At 42.3% G+C, this 17,126-nt stretch carries 15 protein-coding genes; 8 read left to right on the forward strand and 7 right to left on the reverse strand.

Annotation, left to right across the window (positions count from 1 at the left end; all coding sequences use genetic code 11):
- The first annotated feature begins 2 nt into the window (after positions 1–2).
- The 8 genes from CJ263_RS08700 (at position 3) to CJ263_RS08735 (ending at position 9,619) form a co-directional block, all read left to right on the forward strand.
- Positions 3–1,361: a DNA cytosine methyltransferase gene (locus CJ263_RS08700; RefSeq protein WP_094996909.1), complete on the forward strand. Its 1,359-nt coding sequence runs from the start codon at positions 3–5 to the stop codon at positions 1,359–1,361.
- Positions 1,361–2,419, forward strand: coding sequence for a hypothetical protein (locus CJ263_RS08705; protein ID WP_229702395.1), 1,059 nt, complete (start codon positions 1,361–1,363; stop codon positions 2,417–2,419). Before CJ263_RS08700 ends, CJ263_RS08705 begins: the two co-directional genes overlap by 1 nt.
- 187 nt (positions 2,420–2,606) lie before the next feature.
- Positions 2,607–3,998: an alpha/beta hydrolase family protein gene (locus CJ263_RS08710; RefSeq protein ID WP_094996910.1), complete on the forward strand. Its 1,392-nt coding sequence runs from the start codon at positions 2,607–2,609 to the stop codon at positions 3,996–3,998.
- 192 nt (positions 3,999–4,190) lie between these two features.
- Positions 4,191–5,303, forward strand: coding sequence for an NAD(P)/FAD-dependent oxidoreductase (locus tag CJ263_RS08715; RefSeq protein ID WP_094996911.1), 1,113 nt, complete (start codon positions 4,191–4,193; stop codon positions 5,301–5,303).
- Positions 5,304–5,472: 169 nt separating this feature from the next.
- Positions 5,473–6,069: a hypothetical protein gene (locus tag CJ263_RS08720; protein ID WP_094996912.1), complete on the forward strand. Its 597-nt coding sequence runs from the start codon at positions 5,473–5,475 to the stop codon at positions 6,067–6,069.
- Positions 6,047–6,508 (forward strand): GreA/GreB family elongation factor, encoded by a 462-nt coding sequence (locus CJ263_RS08725; RefSeq protein WP_229702396.1) that lies wholly within the window; start codon positions 6,047–6,049, stop codon positions 6,506–6,508. Before CJ263_RS08720 ends, CJ263_RS08725 begins: the two co-directional genes overlap by 23 nt.
- A gap of 59 nt (positions 6,509–6,567) precedes the next feature.
- Complete coding sequence (locus tag CJ263_RS08730; RefSeq protein WP_094996913.1) at positions 6,568–8,289, forward strand: IlvD/Edd family dehydratase; 1,722 nt, start codon at positions 6,568–6,570, stop codon at positions 8,287–8,289.
- A gap of 1 nt (position 8,290) precedes the next feature.
- Positions 8,291–9,619, forward strand: coding sequence for a GntP family permease (locus CJ263_RS08735; RefSeq protein ID WP_094996914.1), 1,329 nt, complete (start codon positions 8,291–8,293; stop codon positions 9,617–9,619).
- A 42-nt stretch (positions 9,620–9,661) separates the two neighbouring features.
- Here CJ263_RS08735 and arfB read toward each other — a convergent pair whose 3' ends face one another.
- From arfB to CJ263_RS08770, 7 genes are all read right to left on the reverse strand, one after another.
- Positions 9,662–10,063, reverse strand: a complete 402-nt coding sequence (arfB, locus tag CJ263_RS08740; protein WP_094996915.1) for an alternative ribosome rescue aminoacyl-tRNA hydrolase ArfB — start codon at positions 10,061–10,063, stop codon at positions 9,662–9,664.
- A gap of 217 nt (positions 10,064–10,280) precedes the next feature.
- On the reverse strand, positions 10,281–11,270 hold the full coding sequence (locus CJ263_RS08745) for an ABC transporter ATP-binding protein (protein WP_094996916.1): 990 nt from the start codon (positions 11,268–11,270) through the stop codon (positions 10,281–10,283).
- A gap of 86 nt (positions 11,271–11,356) precedes the next feature.
- A complete protein-coding gene (locus tag CJ263_RS08750; protein WP_094999177.1) occupies positions 11,357–13,513 on the reverse strand; it encodes a prolyl oligopeptidase family serine peptidase in 2,157 nt (718 codons plus the stop codon).
- An 89-nt stretch (positions 13,514–13,602) separates the two neighbouring features.
- Positions 13,603–14,592 carry an aspartate-semialdehyde dehydrogenase gene (locus CJ263_RS08755; protein ID WP_094996917.1) on the reverse strand — a complete coding sequence of 330 codons (990 nt, stop codon included), beginning with the start codon at positions 14,590–14,592 and terminating at the stop codon, positions 13,603–13,605.
- Positions 14,593–14,812: 220 nt separating this feature from the next.
- Positions 14,813–15,220: a large conductance mechanosensitive channel protein MscL gene (gene mscL, locus CJ263_RS08760; RefSeq protein ID WP_094996918.1), complete on the reverse strand. Its 408-nt coding sequence runs from the start codon at positions 15,218–15,220 to the stop codon at positions 14,813–14,815.
- Positions 15,221–15,301: 81 nt separating this feature from the next.
- Positions 15,302–16,408 (reverse strand): alanine racemase, encoded by a 1,107-nt coding sequence (gene alr / locus CJ263_RS08765; RefSeq protein WP_094996919.1) that lies wholly within the window; start codon positions 16,406–16,408, stop codon positions 15,302–15,304.
- A complete protein-coding gene (locus CJ263_RS08770) occupies positions 16,401–17,045 on the reverse strand; it encodes a thymidine kinase (protein WP_094996920.1) in 645 nt (214 codons plus the stop codon). Before CJ263_RS08770 ends, alr begins: the two co-directional genes overlap by 8 nt.
- Positions 17,046–17,126 lie beyond the last annotated feature (81 nt).

The raw sequence follows: 17,126 nt of genomic DNA on the forward strand, positions 1-17,126 counted from the left end.
ATATGCGAACATTTACAAAAGATATAGAAAATACAAATGTGGTTGAGGAGCCTCAATTAGCTGTTAAATTTTATCCAAAAAAGAAAAATAAGGATGGAAAGGATAAATCCACTCTAAATATGTTATCACTTTTTTCGGGTTGTGGAGGAATGGATTTGGGATTTGAGGGACAATTTTCAGTATTAAAATCTTCCGTAAATGAAATTTTAAAACCAAACTTTATCGAAAAGGAACTTGATAATAACTTTGTCGAGCTTAAAAAAACACGGTTTAAAACCGTTTTTGCAAATGATATTCTCAAAGACGCAAGAAACGCTTGGGTGCATCACTTTGCTAAAAGAGGACACAACGCAGAGGATTTTCAAACGGACAGTATCGTGGATTTAGTGAAACTGCATCAAAGTGGTACAAATGTTTTTCCAAAAAATATAGACATTGTAACAGGTGGGTTTCCCTGCCAAGACTTTAGCGTAGCAGGAAAAAGAAAAGGTTTCAACTCTCACAAAAACCACAAAGGAGAACTTAACACAAAAACTTGTGCAACAGAAGAAACTCGTGGAAAACTCTATATGTGGATGAAACAAGTAATAGAAATCACACAACCTAAAATATTTGTTGCTGAAAACGTAAAGGGTTTAGTCAATCTTTCAAACGTTAAAGACATCATTCAAAGTGATTTTTCGAGTATTGGCGATAATGGATATTTAGTATTAAATCCTCGTGTTTTACATTCAGCTGATTATGGTGTGCCACAATCAAGAGAAAGGGTTTTCTTTATAGGTATTAAAAAATCTGCACTCAAGAAATCAGCTCTCGAACAATTACAGCAAGATGAGATTTCTGATAAATACAATCCGTATCCAAAACCAACTCACGCATATACAACAGATGGCGAAGATTTAAAAAGACACGTTGACTTAAAAGAACTTTTTGCAAATTTAGAAGAACCTGAAAAATCAAAAGATTTGTCTCAAATGTTCTACTCAAAGGCAAAATTTATGGGGAAACATTGCCAAGGACAAACCGAAATAAAACCAGATGGAATTGGACCAACCATAAGAGCAGAACATCACGGAAATATTGAGTTTAGAAGATTGTCTAAAAAAAATGGCGGAGTTATTTCCGAAGAACTTTCTAAAGGACTCAAAGAAAGACGATTGACACCAAGAGAATGTGCATTAATACAAACATTTCCTCCTGATTATGAATTTGTAATACCAAACAAGCAGGGAAGAAAAGGTTCTTATTTAGTTAGTCCATCAAAGGCTTACAAAGTAATTGGAAATGCAGTTCCGCCACTTCTCGCCTACAATTTGGCGACAAGGATTGAAGAAGTTTGGGATTTATATTTTAAGAAATAATGGTAGTATCTGTAAACCCTGAACCGCACAAAAGTGAATTCAATGTGTTGTTAAATTCTACAATCGATGAGTTAAACAAACACGCAAAGAAATCACCAGCTACAATAGAAAAACTAAAAGGCAACAAGCTTGAACCTTACGCAAGAGATGTAATGAGCGAGTTAGCAATTGGAACACCTTTTGAAAATTCAATCGAATTAATTGGTGGACAAAAGTTTCCAGATATTGTCGCTAAAAAATTCTATGGTATTGAGGTTAAAACCACAACTCAAAATCATTGGAAAACAACGGGAAATAGCGTAATGGAATCAACAAGAGTTGAAGATGTTGAGAGAATCTTTATGTTATTTGGCAAACTAGGCAAACCGATAGAATTTAAGTGTAGAGCATACGAAGAATGTTTGTCGGAAGTTGTGGTAACTCATTCACCACGATATTTAATCGATATGAACTTGGAAAAAGGCAAAACGATTTTTGACAAAATCAAAACACCTTATGATACGCTTCGTAAAAAGAAAAATCCGATTAAACCAATCACCGAATATTACAAAAGCAAACTAAAACCAGGACAAGATTTATGGTGGATTCAAGATACAGAAAAAGCGAGTAAACTTGTAATTGATATTTGGAACAACTTAAGCTCGAATGAAAAACAACATACTAAAAATAGAGCAATGGTTTACTTTCCAGAAGTTTTTAGTAATCGTAGTGACAAATTCGCTCGACTATCAATTTGGCTTGTAACAAGAGAATCTATTGTTTGTCCAAATGTAAGAGACCTGTTTACAGCAGGTGGTAAAGGTAACTATTTGATTAAAGACAAAACATATAGAGATATTCCAAGAGTTTTTATAAAGCTTTTTGATAACATAGATTCTGTATTGGAGGTTTTAATAAACACATCTGCTCTCGAATTGAAGGAATATTGGGATATGAGAACAACGGAAAAGAAAAAAATTATGGACTGGATTGATTTGGTTGAGTTTAACTCAAAGTCGGTTCAAGGAGCAACCCATTTGGATATAAAGAAAATTTTGACGGAATTAACATTAAGATAGGAATTGTCAACTAAAGGAACTCATTGACATTCGATCAGGAGGGTGTAAAATCAAAACTTTAAAAGAAATTACTAAATCAAATGTTTAAAAAGTATGGGACGCTAGCAAATGTATAGTTAATTGAAATAATAAAATCTTAACTAAATTACTCTAATCTAGTACCTTTAAATAAGAATCCCATTCACTTATGAAAAGCCGCCCTATAGTTCTAATCCTATTCCTTTTTGCTGTTACGCTTACCGCCCAAGACATCACCGGCGACTGGCACGGTATGCTAAAAGTTCAGAGCATGCAATTGCGGGTGGTGTTTCATATTCAGGAAGAAAGTGAAGGCTATACTGCTACTATGGATAGTCCGGATCAAGGAGCCAAGGGTATTCCGGCAACGTCCACTTCTTTTGAAAATTCGGTTTTAAAAATAGGGATGCCCAATTTGGGGATTGTGTATAAGGGCACTTTAAACGAAGCAGGTACCATCACAGGAGATTTTAACCAATATGGGCAGATCCTTCCCTTGGAATTGAGCCGGGAAGTCCCAGAAAAGGAAAGCGTACTACGGCCTCAAGAACCTGTAAAACCATATCCCTATTATACAGAGGAAGTCACCTTTACCAACAAAAAAGCCAATGTGGAGTTGGCAGGGACCTTAAGCCTGCCACAACAGGAAGGTGTTTTCCCCGTAGTGGTCCTGATCAGTGGGAGCGGACCCCAGAACCGGGACGAGGAATTGTTTGGGCATAGGCCTTTTTTGGTCTTGGCGGATCACCTGACCCGAAACGGCATTGCCGTACTTCGCTATGACGATCGCGGCACGGCCCTGTCCAAAGGAAATTTTGAATCGGCCACCAGTGAGGATTTTGCGGAAGATGTGGAAGCCGCCGTGGCTTATTTACAAACCAGAAAAGAAATAGATGCCAATCACATCGGCCTCATCGGTCACAGCGAAGGAGGAATCATAGCCCCCATGGTGGCGAGCCGGGATAAGGATATCGCCTTTATCGTGTTGATGGCCGGCTCGGGAATTCCCGGGGACGAACTGCTGTTGCTGCAGCAACGGGCAGTGGGCAAAGTTTCGGGCCTCAGCGAGAACCTATTGATGGATATTGAACTGGCCAACAAGGCCGTTTTTTCCATGATCAAGGAATCCACGAACATCGCGCAACTGAGTTCGGACCTTACCCAATACCTTAAAGAACATCCGGACACAACCAAGCCGCCTGGGGTGGATGCGGACACCTATGCCCAGTTAAAAGTAGATCAGTTATTGAACCCTTGGTGGTTGCATCTGATCCGGTATGACCCGGCGATAGCCCTAGAAGAGGTAGCATGTCCGGTATTGGCCATCAACGGTGAAAAGGACCTGCAGGTGCCTCCTAAAGAAAACCTGACCGCCATCCAAGAAGCTTTGGAGCGTGGCGGGAACACCCAAGTTACCATCAAGGAACTTCCAAAGTTGAACCACCTCTTTCAGGAAAGTACCACAGGTTCCCCAGTCGAATACGGGCAGATATCCCAAACCTTTGCCCCAGAAGCACTGGACACCATTTTAACTTGGATCCAAAAACAGTTACACCAATAATCCTAAGCGATTTTATATACTTTTGAATGTCTGGTCGAGCTGTCATATCGAGCGCAGTCGAGATGCGAGACCTTATCTTAAATATACTATGACTATTGACCTCTCGACTTTTGTTTATCTTGAGCGAAGCCGAAAGACAAGAGGTGACACTTAATAATTATTAGCCGAGTTTTATAAATACGAAATAACTAAATGAACCTAAGCTATTGGGAACGAAAATCTTGGTTTACCGATGTGGATTTCACCATCATCGGAAGCGGGATCGTGGGACTCACCTGTGCGTTACGACTTCGGGAAAAACATCCCAAGGCGAATATCCTGATTGCGGAGCGGGGGGTGTTGCCCCAAGGCGCTAGCACCAAAAATGCCGGTTTTGCCTGTTTTGGAAGTATCTCCGAAATTTTATCAGATTTAAAAACCCATACCGAGGCCGAATTGCTAGGTTTGGTGGAACAGCGCTATTTGGGTATCCAGTCCCTTCGGGAACTCTTGGGCGATGACAATATTGGGTATTACAACTATGGAGGGCATGAGGTGTTTTTGGAGAAGGACAGGGCCCTTTATGAAACCTGTGTGGATGGAATCGATGCTGCCAATCAATTGCTGAAACCTGTGTTTAAGGAGGCTCCTTTTCAGTTGACTGAGAATAAATTTGGGTTTAAGGGCATACAGGACAGCTACATCACCCATCGTTTTGAGGGGCAAATCGATACCGGAAAGATGATGCGGTCGCTGCTGCAGAAAGCACAAAAATCGGGGATTCAAATCTTGAATGCCACAGAGGTCACCCAAATGGAGGATTTTGGCACTTCGGTTTTGGTGAAGTGTACCGATTTTGAGTTTAAAACCAAGAAACTTTTAGTCGCCACGAATGGCTTTACGCAACAATTATTGAACGAGGAGGTAAAACCTGCCCGTGCCCAGGTCATCATCACAAAACCCATTCCCGGACTAAAAATAAAGGGAACCTTTCATTTGGATGAAGGGTATTATTACTTCCGAAATATCGATGACCGAATCCTCTTTGGTGGGGGTAGAAATTTGGATTTTAACACGGAGGAAACCACGGAATTCGGTTCTACTGCCATAGTGCAACACAAATTAAAGGAGCTATTGCAAACCGTCATTTTACCCGATCAAGATGTTGAAATCGATAACGGATGGAGTGGTATCATGGGCGTTGGACGCCAAAAGCGGCCTATTATCAAACACCTTTCGGAAAACGTAGCCTGCGGCGTCCGTCTGGGCGGTATGGGCATCGCCATTGGAACCTCTGTAGGAAGGCAATTAGGGGGGCTGTTTTAGAAGAAATATGCCGTACAACTATTTTTAATCCCTCTTATCCCTCACCCTATTGCAGATGCTATTTTCTTCCTATATTGCATGTTCCCGTTTCCGGGAATAAAGTGCCCCAAGCCTTTATAATGTCTTCCTACCTTTTTGCTTTTTTATGTTTAAAAGAGAACTCCGTTATATGGGAAGAAGCTTCCTTATTGCATTAATTTTTGCTTGTCTGTTTTCGTCCTGTGCGGTGAACCAGACCAAATATCAGCGTAGGTATAATGAAATTTGGCGGGAGATGATACAATCCCAAGCCTGGATGGAATCGCTAAAAGGCAAGGATGTTGAGGTGCCCGTGGGGCTATATGCCAGTTTGGATGACGAGGAAGTCTTGGACGAATCTACCACAAATTACGAAATGGCTTTCGAGAGCCAATACCAATCCCTCGTTTCAAGGGCCTACTTTAAAATCATTACCGAAGCAGAGAAATTGGACACCCGTATTACTGCCGAATATAAACAGATACAGAACAACCCCGAAAATTTTTCAAAGAAGCAACGGGAGGAGGTTGAACGTAAGTTTCAGGCACACAGGGCCATGCTGAGCGGGTTGCGGTCCTGGAATATCTTCAGTGACGACCGATCCGGTGACCTGGATTATTTTAAAAGGGAGAATAGGGAGGCTGTCCAAGAAATGATGCAGGAAGGCAAAGGTTCGGACCAAATGATTAACTTCCTGATCTACAAATTAGCCGATTTATATCACGTTGAAGAAGCATCAGGAAATTAAAAAACGGGCCTACGAACACTGCAAGGAATTTGTATCCAATCGCCTGTCCAGAATATCCAAGCAAATTCAGGAAGTTCAGGAATCCTTGACTTCGGAGACCAAAAGCAGTGCCGGGGACAAGCATGAAACGGGTAGGGCCATGGTTCAGTTGGAACGGGAAAAACTGGGCAATCAATTGGCCGAATGTGAAAAAATGCAGGAACTGCTCCATAGGGTACAGCCAGATTCCCAGAATGCTATCGGGGGTATGGGGGCCTTGATCGAAACGGCAAATCAATACTACTATATAGCTATTTCGGCAGGGGCAATTACATACGAAGGCATTCCTATTTACTGTATTTCCCCGGCGACACCCATCGGCAAATTGTTATTGGGAAAAACTGTTGGGGAGACGTTTTTATTTAACGGAAACACTTTTTCCGTTTTATCGATATCCTAAAAAAATCGTGGATTTTTTGACTATCTTGACGCCAAATTAATGTTTGTTGCTACTTTCCTATGGATAAAAAGAAAAAGCTACGGAGTTCAGAATGGTTCGGGGATGATGGTAAAATGGGTTTTGTACACCGTTCTTGGTTGAGAAACCAAGGATATCCCGATGATTATTTTGAGGGTAGGCCCGTCATCGGTATTTGCAATACCTGGTCGGAATTAACTCCATGTAATGGACACCTTCGGGATTTCGCCGAAGTGGTCAAAAAAGGCATTTTAGAAGCGGGAGGAGTTCCTATGGAGTTTCCCGTTATGTCCTTGGGGGAAACCATTATGAAGCCCACGACCATGTTGTTTCGAAACCTGGCGAGCATGGATACCGAAGAATCCATCAGGGCCAATCCGTTGGACGGTATTGTGTTGCTTACGGGTTGTGACAAAACCACCCCGTCCACCATTATGGGCGCCTGTAGTGTGGACCTTCCCACGCTTGTAGTGCCTGGCGGACCGATGTTGAGCGGGCGTTTCAGGGGAGAAAAGGTAGGTTCCGGATCCATGAACTGGATGATCAAGGAACGGCAGGAAAACCAAGGATATTCCGCTGCCGATATTCGCGAAGCCGAAGTCTGTGTGGCACGGAGTATAGGTCACTGTAACACGATGGGAACGGCATCGACGATGGCCACCATGACCGAAGCCTTGGGCTTGACCCTTCCGGGGTATTCCTCTATTCCAGCGGCGGATTCCAGAAAGAAAATGTATGCCCAACTTTCCGGGCGTAGGATTGTGGAGATGGTGAAAGAGGATTTGACCATGTCAAAAGTCTTGACCCGCAATGCCTTTGAAAACGCCATCATCGTCAATGCGGCTGTGGGAGGTTCTACCAACCTAATTATTCACCTCACCGCCATAGCTCGTAGAATCGGGGTCGATTTAAAATTGGAGGATTTTGATACCATTGGAAGTAAGATTCCTTTATTGGTAAATATGAAACCTTCAGGGAAATATTTGATGGAGGATTTCTATTATGCGGGAGGTCTTCCCGTGGTGATGAAGGAATTGACGCCACTGTTACATAAGGAAACCATAACTATCAACGGAAAGGCTTTGACAGCTAATTATACCGATGCAGTTTGTTATGATACGGATGTCATTGCGAAGCTTGAAAAACCTTTTCAGGACAAATCGGGTATCGCTGTCCTCAAGGGCAATTTGTGTGAAAACGGGGCGGTAATCAAACCTTCGGCAGCTTCGCCTAAACTGATGAAACATCGGGGTAAGGCTGTTGTTTTTGAAACAATGGAAGATTATCACGAACGGATAGACGACCCCAATTTGGATATCGACGAGAACAGCGTCATTGTTTTAAAAGGGGTAGGGCCCAAAGGTTATCCCGGCATGCCGGAAGTTGGTAATGTGGATTTACCGAAAAAATTGCTGGCGAAAGGCATTACGGATATGGTCCGTATTTCCGATGGCCGTATGAGCGGTACCGCAGCCGGAACCGTTGTACTTCACGTTTCCCCGGAATCAACGGTGGGAGGAACGCTGGCCCTAGTGCAAAACGGGGATTGGATAGAACTGGACGTAAACCAAAGAACCTTGCATTTGGATATTGATCCGGCCGAGCTGGACAAACGAAAGAAAGCCTGGATTCCGCCAAAACCTGTTGCAGATAGGGGATATGTAAAAATGTATATTGACCACGTAGAACAGGCCGATCAAGGGGCCGATCTGGACTTTTTGGTCGGAGGCTCAGGGTCCAAGGTAGAACGCGATTTACACTGATATGGTACTAATTTACTTGCTTCTGGCCATTGTGGCTATCATTTTTCTCACCACCCGTTTGAAGGTCCATGCCTTTATGGCCCTGTTAATCGTTTCCTTGGCCTACGGTCTATTTTCCGGAATGTCCTATGGAGATATTATTACATCTATAAACGACGGTTTTGGTGGTACGTTGGGAAAAATCGGACTGATTATCGTTCTGGGTGTGATTATTGGTGCCTTTTTGGAAAATACCGGAGGGGCCTTTGCCATTGCGGAAAAGGTCTTGAAGTTTATCGGCAAGAAACGGATCATTACCGCTATGGGAGTGTTGGGCTATATTGTTTCCATTCCCGTTTTTGCAGATAGTGGATTTCTCTTATTGCATCCATTGTCCAAAAGCTTGTCCAAAAAAGCAAAGATTTCCATTGCAGGTCCTGCCATTGCCTTGGGATTGGGTCTTATGGCGTCCCACACTATGGTGCCCCCAACTCCGGGACCTATAGCTGCGGCAGGTATTCTTGGGGCCGATTTGGGCTTGGTCATTGCCTTTGGCTTTCCGGTAAGTATAATTGCCTTGATTGCGGGGCTCGTTTTTGCCTCGAAGTATGCCTCCAAAACGTATATTGAACCCGAGTTGATCGGTGGTTCGGATTCCGAGAGAATTTACAAGGAACAGCCAAGTGCCCTAAAATCTTCCATTCCCATCATTATTCCTATTTTGCTCATTGTCTTACGTTCTATACTCAACCCGGAGCGGACAGGTATTGACAATGGATTCGTGGATTTCCTGAATTTTGTCGGAGAGCCGGTTATTGCTTTATTGATTGGTGTGTTTTTATGTCTGTTGTTGCCTAAAAAGCTGGAGTATGATATGGTTTCTTCCTCCGGATGGATCGGAAAAGCCATTATGGACGCGGCTTCCATCATCCTGATTACCGGTGCTGGCGGTATTTTTGGTAAAATTCTTCAAAATTCGGGTATTGCAGAAACCTTGGGTGATTTACTCAGCGGTTATAATTTGGGTATTTTTCTTCCTTTTGTCATTGCCGCTGCCATAAAATCGGCACAAGGATCCTCTACCGTAGCGTTGGTGACTTCCGCTTCCATCATTTTTCCCATGATGACGTCCCTGGGATTTGAAACGGAAATACAAAAAGCATTGGTGGTAATCGTTATTGGAGCGGGATCTGCCGTGGTCTCCCATGCGAACGACAGCTTTTTTTGGGTGGTTACCCAGATGAGCGGTATGAACGTGAAAAATGGCTATCGATTATTCAGCTTGGGAAGCGGGATACTTGGTTTTACCGGGGCGTTGGCTGTTTTTGTGTTGTATACGCTGTTTGCTTAACATCCAAAGAAATCGCTCCTTATAAGGGAGAAAACCGCTTTTCTAGAATTCCGGTTTGGACCGATTAGCTTTTTTGAGCGATGCAATCTTCTTGCCTTTCAATCGTTTTTCAGTAGCCGATTTAGAAGGCTTGGTGGCCTTTCTTTTCTTTCGCACGGTCAAGGCGACTTCCAACAATCCGAAGAATCGCTCTATGACCAAATCCTTGTTCTTGTGCTGACTTCGGGATTCATCACATTGCAAGAGAATGTTCCCTTCCTTGGAAAGTTTGGAATCCAGCCTTCTTAAAAGGCGTTCTTTTTCGGTATCTGAAAGCCCTTCCGAATCGTTCAAATCAAAAGTCAATTCTACCTTAGAGGAAACCTTATTGGCATGCTGCCCGCCGGGGCCACTACTTCGTATGGCCTTGAATTGAAGTTCCCTTAAAATTACCTCTTTGTTCAAAAATTGCTTTTGAACAAAGGTAAGATATCCAAGGCTATTCGATTATTTGATAAAAACAGGAATCAACAATAGGGAAAAAACAACAATGGTCAGGATAAGGTGAAATCTTTTCATGGGTATAAAAATTAAAATTTAACCCTTAACGTAAGGAACTAGGGTTTAGTTCATTAACGCCCACACTTTTTTTGAATATTAGATGAAGTGTTCTAATTTTCGGCTATACTGAAGGCCCCTGCTGCAATCTCTGATTGATGGTTTCCAACGACACATTTAGGAAGACCTTTTTATCGAGTTTTAGTTCTTTTGGGGAATGAAAGAACAAAGTTTCGCCCTCATCCGTATCTCCCTGTATCAAATAATAGGCTCCCATGGGATAGGTCTCTTTCACGTTTACTGGAATACCAGAGTTTTCCGAAACCCTAAATTCATGGGCATAAACGATGATTTTTCGTTTGGTGTTGGCGTAGGATTTTAGAATATCAATGGAGATGGAATTGGCCTCCCCAAAGAGCGAGGCGACATAGAGGCTTTTCGGATTTTTATAAATCTCCATGGGACTTCCCTTGGCCAGAACCTTTTTGTCCTTGAGCACCACAAGCCTATCGGCAAAGGGCAGGACATCCTGATAGTCATGCGTGGCAACAATGCAGGTGATACCGTTTTCCTTGAGGTATTTAAAGATGTTTCGTCTTAACCTGTTTTTTAAAAAATTGTCGATGTGGCTAAAAGGTTCATCCAACAGAAGAATTTCCGGCTTTTGGGCCAATACCCTTGCCAGAGCCACACGTTGTTGTTGGCCTCCACTAAGGGTATTTACCTTTCTATTGGCAAATTCCGTAAGCCCGATCATGTCCAAAAGTTCTGAGGTACGCTCCTTAAGCTCTTGGGGATAAAAAACGGACAGGTATTGGCTGATGTTCTCTGCCACGGTGATAAATGGCATCAAATCAAAATCTTGGGAAAGGTATTTCATAAACGGAGGCCCGGGAACCAAATTGTAGGCAGGACCCAAAACGGGTTCGTCTTCCCAGAAAATTTCCCCTTGCTTCAAATCCATCAAACCGTATATTATCTTCAGTAAGGTACTTTTGCCACAACCGCTTTCCCCAATAATGGCTACATGTTCCCTACGTTGAATACGAAGGTTGATGTCCTCCAAAACGGAAGCCTTATGGTAGCCAAAGGAAACATTTTCTATTCTAAGCATAAAAAAGTGCTCTACAACGGAATTATAAAAAATCCGTCCCTTATGAAGAACGGATTTTCTGAAATTTTATTGATGATACAAATCGTTTAATCCTTAAATTCCTTAAGTACGGATTGATTGGGTAGCTCTTCAAAGCCCATATTATAGAGAGTGAACCCAAAAATATCCGCATATTGTTCAATGGTCTTGCTCACGGGCGTTCCGGCACCGTGACCTGCATTGGTCTCGATTCGGATTAGGGTCGGATTATCTCCAGCTTGTTTCTCCTGCAACTCCGCCGCGAACTTAAAGCTGTGTGCAGGGACTACACGGTCATCATGGTCACCCGTTGTGACCAAAGTAGCGGGATAGGCTGTTCCTTCCTTTACATTATGTACTGGGGAATATCCCTTTAGATAGTTGAACATTTCCTCGTCGTCCTCAGCCGTACCATAATCGTAGGCCCACCCTGCACCGGCCGTAAAGGTATGGTAGCGTAGCATATCCATTACTCCGACCGCAGGCAAGGCTACCTGCATCAAATCGGGTCTTTGGGTCATGGTGGCCCCTACCAACAATCCTCCGTTGGAACCGCCACGAATGGCCAAGTATTCCTTGGAAGTATATTTATTCTCAATTAAATATTCCGCTGCGGCGATAAAGTCGTCAAACACATTTTGTTTTTTGGTCTTGATGCCCGAATCGTGCCACTTTTTTCCATATTCGCCACCACCCCTAAGGTTGGGAACGGCATAGACACCCCCTTGTTCCATCCAAACAGCGTTTACGATACTGAAGGAAGGGGTAAGGCTGATGTTAAAACCGCCATAACCGTATAAGATGGTAGGATTTTTTCCATTTAGTTCAACCCCTTTTTTATAGGTAATGATCATAGGGATTTTGGTGCCGTCCTTTGAAGGATAGAAGACCTGTTTGGATTCATAATCATCGGGATTAAAATCGATGTCCGGTTTCCAATACAGCTCATATTCCCCGGTTTCCACATTGTATTTGTAGGAAGACCCGGGAGTGTTATAATTGGTAAAGGAAAAATAGAATTCCTTTTCATCTTTTTTACCTCCAAACCCACTAGCACTTCCCACTCCGGGAAGTTTTACCTCCCGCACGAGGTTTCCATCATAATCGTACTGCAAAACCTTGGAGATGGCATCTACCATATATTCGGCAAAGAAGTAACCGCCTCCGGTATTTGGGCTTAGAACATTTTCCGTTTCCGGTATAAAATCCACCCAATTCTCTATGGACGGGTTTTTGGCATCTACCGTAACTATCTTTTGGTTTGGTGCATCCCTATTGGTGACGATGTAGAGTTTGGAACCCACGTTTTCAATAATGGAATTATCCGATTCCGTATCTTCCACAATCGGAATTAATAGTCCATTAGGGTCTTCCAAGTCCTTGATAAATAGCTTGTTGCCTGAGGTGGAAACCGATGCGGAAATAATGAGATACTTTTCATCCTCCGTAACACCGGCACCCACATATCTATGTTTTTCCAAAGGAATGTCACCAAAAATCAATTCGTCCTGTGATTGGGGCGTTCCCAATTTGTGATAATAAACTTTATGTTGGTCCGTTTTGGCAGAAAGTTCACTGCCTTCAGGTTTATCATAGCTGGAATAATAGAATCCTTCGTTGCCCTTCCAAGAAATTCCACTGAACTTAATATCGACTAAAGTATCCTCAACAATTTCCCTATTTTCCGTATTCATTACGATGGCCTTGCGCCAATCGCTACCCCCTTCGGAAATGAGGTAGGCGGCCATGGATCCGTCCTTGGTAAATTCCAAACCCGCCAAAGAGGTTGTGCCGTCTTCCGAGAATGTATTGGGGTCCAAGAAGACTTCTGCGTCCCCATCATTTTTTTTCCTATAGACCACATATTGGTTCTGGAGACCATTATTTTTATAAAAATAGGTATAGTTACCCTCTTTGAAAGGGGCACTTACTTTTTCGTAATTCCATAATTTTTCCAAACGATTCTTGATGTCGTTTCTGTACGGTATATTTTCCAAATAACCGAAAGTGGTCTCGTTCTGCTTTTTAACCCAAGCCTCGGTCTCCAGACTACGGTCATCTTCCAACCAGCGATATGGGTCTTTCACTTCGGTTCCAAAATAGATGTCTACGGTATCAACTTTAGCGGTCTCTGGATAGTTCACAACAATAGGTTCTTTTTTCGTTTCTGTTTTACACGCAATCAGCGCTATAGTAGCACAGGAAAGGTAAATTAGTTTTTTCATGGTTTTTTGAATTAGTCGGCCTAAAAATACCATAAAAAAACCTCCAAAACATGGTCGTTTTGAAGGTTTTAACATTATCATGTTGTGGTTTAAACAAGGCCTTTCTCTACCAAATATTCTGCAATTTGGACCGCATTGGTAGCCGCTCCTTTTCTAAGGTTATCCGCTACGATCCACATATTTAAGGTATTGCGATTGGTCTCGTCCCTTCGTATTCTTCCAACAAAGACTTCATCCTTGTCATGGGCGTATATGGGCATCGGGTAAGTATTGGTATCAGGATTGTCCTGAACGGTTACCCCAGGGGTGTCATTTAGAATTTGTCGTACCTCATTAAGGTCAAAATCATTATGGAACTCTACATTAACAGATTCCGAATGTCCGCCAGCCGTTGGAATTCGTACTGCAGTCGCACTCACAGAAAAGGTACGGTCATCCAATATCTTTTGAGGCTCTCGGGCCAGTTTCATTTCCTCTTTCGTGTATCCATTTTCTAGAAATACATCACAATGAGGTAGGGCGTTCCGACCGATGGGATAAGGATAGGCCATTTCACCAGTAACCCCCGCTATTTCATTTTCCAATTGCTGAACTGCTTTCACCCCTGTGCCCGAAACAGATTGATAAGTGGAAACAATCACCCTTTTCATTTGATATTTTTTGTGAAGCGGGGCAAGGGCCATAACCAATTGAATGGTAGAGCAATTGGGGTTAGCTATAATTTTGTCCTTTGAGGTTATGGAATCTGCATTGATTTCCGGCACCACAAGCTTTTTATCGGGGTCCATACGCCAAGCAGATGAATTGTCGATTACGGTGGTCCCGGTTTCCGCAAATTTCGGGGCCCATTCCAATGAAGTATCTCCACCAGCAGAGAAAATAGCTATGTCCGGTTTTGCGGCAACGGCTTCCGCTAATCCAATTACAGTATGTTCCTCACCTTTATAAGTGATTTTTTTACCTACGGAACGTTCTGATGCGACCAACAATAGTTCACTAATAGGAAAATTGCGTTCTGCCAATACTTTCAACATTACCTCACCTACCATTCCTGTGGCACCAACTACAGCTACTTTCATATGTTTTGTATTAATTTATATTGAGGGCACAAAAATAGATATAAGTGGGAAGTCAACCATAGAAAAAAACATAAATAATCAAAATATAACAAAAAGTTTCAAATATCACATTCTATATATTGTTCAAGAGTCAAAAAAAAGACCGCCAACCTTGATAGCGATACAAGATTGGCGGTTAAAGATTAAACTGCGGTGCAGCGGTCTATCCTAAAAAGGATAGTTATTTTTTCAAGGCATCCCTTATTTCCATAAGAAGTTCCTCTGTAGTTGGACCTTTTGGTGCTTCTGGCGCGGGTTCTTCCTTCTTTTTCGTTTTGTTGTAGGCCTTAACGATCATGAACAATACAAAACCAACGGTAATCAGGTTAATGATGGCATTGACCCATTTACCATACATGATGGCGTTTTCTGGTTTGGTCACTTCTCCATCTGCACCAACAACGGCTTCATCCAATACAATTTTCATATCGGCAAAGTCCAGACCACCGGCAAAATGACCTACGATAGGCATCATAATGTCAGATACAAATCCATTGACTACCAGGCCAACTGCTCCGGCAAGGATTACCGCAACTGCCAGGTCAATGACATTTCCGGTCATAATAAAGTTCTTAAATTCCTTAAGCATGATTTAGTGTTTTAAAAATGGTTAATATACCCGCAATGTAAGAAAAAAATGTTTTCTTAAGAATATGTTAATGACAGGATTCTAAGGAAGGTATATTCTTTTAACGCGCTGTGAGATTCCTGTAATCAACTCATAGGATATGGTGTTCGCTGTTTTGGCGACTTTGTGTGCGGACAGCTGCGGTCCAAATAGTATCACTTCATCGCCTTCCTTACAGGGAATTTCAGTTACGTCTACCATAATCATATCCATACAGACATTCCCAATGATAGGTGCCAATTGACCGTTAATCATAACAAACGTCTTTCCTTTTCCGTATTGCCTTCCAATACCATCGGCGTGACCTACGGGAAGGGTAGCAGTGACCCTGTTTTTTTGTGTGATAAAGGCTCTATTATAGCCAACACTTTCATTTTCGGATAGTTGATGTAATTGGGATATGACGGTCTTCAAGGTGGCTATGGGCTTTAGTTGTTCATCTACTCGAGAGTCGTTTCCATACCCGTACAACCCAATACCGCTACGAACCATATCGTACTGGGCATCGGCATAATTTAGAATACCGGAAGTGTTCAATATATGTCTAAGGGGGTTTAGGTTTAAGCTAGTGCAGAATGCCGAACTTAATTTTTCAAAAAGGGTAATTTGATTTCGGGTGAATTTTTCTTCGTTTTTATCTTCGGTCGCGGCCAGATGGGAAAATACCGAAACCACAGATAAAGAACTTTCCCCTTGTATTATTGAAATTATTTCGGTCAAGTCTTTTTCTCCAAAACCTATTCTATTTAGACCTGTATTAAACTTAATGTGTATGGGGTAATCATCTATTGCTTTTTCCTGAAGAACAGCCAAGAATTGATTTAAGATACGAAAAGAATAAATACTTGGTTCTAAATAATGTTCTATGAGTGTTTCAAAATTAACGGCCTGCGGGTGCAGAACCAATATGGGTTTGGTGATACCGGCATGTCTAAGTGCCACTCCTTCCTTTACATAGGCCACCGCAAAATAGTCGGTTCCCAATTCCTGCAATTTCAGTGCTACTATATCTGGCGCGCTACCATAGGCAGCGGCTTTTACCACTGAAAGAAATTTAGTTTCCCCCTTAAGTTTAGAACGTAAGTACTTGTAATTGTGCTCTAACGACTTCAAGTCTATTTCCAGTACGGTTTCCTGCGCCTCAGGCATTGGATTTCTTATTAGGATATTTGATTTCCTCCACATCTACCTCCATGCCCTTTACCTTTTGTTTTAACAGAGCCTTGTAAAAGGCACCTCTACTTAGGGGTTCATATTCGTTGGTTTCGCCTAGCATTACCAATTTATCATTGTTGGATTTTCTAAAACTATAATTGGCCAGATTTCCCGTTCGGGTACAAATGGCGTGTACCTTGGTTACATATTCCGCTGTAGCCATTAGTGCGGGCATGGGACCAAAAGGATTTCCCTTAAAGTCCATGTCCAACCCTGCTACAATTACCCGAACTCCTTTATTGGCCAGATCATTACAAACAGTAACGATTTCGTCATCGAAAAATTGTGCTTCGTCTATACCAATGACATCGCAGGTGTCCGCTAAGATTCGAATGTTAGCTGCGGCAGGTACAGGAGTAGAACGGATTTCGTTGGCGTCATGGGAAACCACCATGTCATCATCATACCGGGTATCTACCATGGGTTTAAATATCTCTACCTTAAGTTTGGCGAACTGGGCCCTTTTCAATCTACGTATCAATTCCTCGGTTTTTCCCGAAAACATGGAGCCGGCTATGACTTCGATCCAGCCGAACTGTTCCTTGTGGTTAACGGTATTTTCGAGAAACATTTTGTATTTTTAAACGAAAATAATAGGTTTTTCCGTTCTTATCCATAGAATCTTAAAGTTATTAAAAAAAGGTGCGGAATT

Origin of the sequence: Maribacter cobaltidurans (assembly GCF_002269385.1) — a bacterium.
GTDB lineage: Bacteria > Bacteroidota > Bacteroidia > Flavobacteriales > Flavobacteriaceae > Maribacter > Maribacter cobaltidurans.

Excerpts from the sequence above, each read along its gene's own strand:
- CJ263_RS08700 (WP_094996909.1), top strand. The coding sequence starts at position 3 with ATGCGAACATTTACAAAAGATATAGAAAATACAAATGTGGTTGAGGAG.
- CJ263_RS08705 (WP_229702395.1), top strand. The coding sequence starts at position 1,361 with ATGGTAGTATCTGTAAACCCTGAACCGCACAAAAGTGAATTCAATGTG.
- CJ263_RS08710 (WP_094996910.1), top strand. The coding sequence starts at position 2,607 with ATGAAAAGCCGCCCTATAGTTCTAATCCTATTCCTTTTTGCTGTTACG.
- CJ263_RS08715 (WP_094996911.1), top strand. The coding sequence starts at position 4,191 with ATGAACCTAAGCTATTGGGAACGAAAATCTTGGTTTACCGATGTGGAT.
- CJ263_RS08720 (WP_094996912.1), top strand. The coding sequence starts at position 5,473 with ATGGGAAGAAGCTTCCTTATTGCATTAATTTTTGCTTGTCTGTTTTCG.
- CJ263_RS08730 (WP_094996913.1), top strand. The coding sequence starts at position 6,568 with ATGGATAAAAAGAAAAAGCTACGGAGTTCAGAATGGTTCGGGGATGAT.
- CJ263_RS08735 (WP_094996914.1), top strand. The coding sequence starts at position 8,291 with ATGGTACTAATTTACTTGCTTCTGGCCATTGTGGCTATCATTTTTCTC.
- CJ263_RS08745 (WP_094996916.1), bottom strand. The coding sequence starts at position 11,270 with ATGCTTAGAATAGAAAATGTTTCCTTTGGCTACCATAAGGCTTCCGTT.
- CJ263_RS08750 (WP_094999177.1), bottom strand. The coding sequence starts at position 13,513 with ATGAAAAAACTAATTTACCTTTCCTGTGCTACTATAGCGCTGATTGCG.
- CJ263_RS08755 (WP_094996917.1), bottom strand. The coding sequence starts at position 14,592 with ATGAAAGTAGCTGTAGTTGGTGCCACAGGAATGGTAGGTGAGGTAATG.
- mscL (WP_094996918.1), bottom strand. The coding sequence starts at position 15,220 with ATGCTTAAGGAATTTAAGAACTTTATTATGACCGGAAATGTCATTGAC.
- alr (WP_094996919.1), bottom strand. The coding sequence starts at position 16,408 with ATGCCTGAGGCGCAGGAAACCGTACTGGAAATAGACTTGAAGTCGTTA.
- CJ263_RS08770 (WP_094996920.1), bottom strand. The coding sequence starts at position 17,045 with ATGTTTCTCGAAAATACCGTTAACCACAAGGAACAGTTCGGCTGGATC.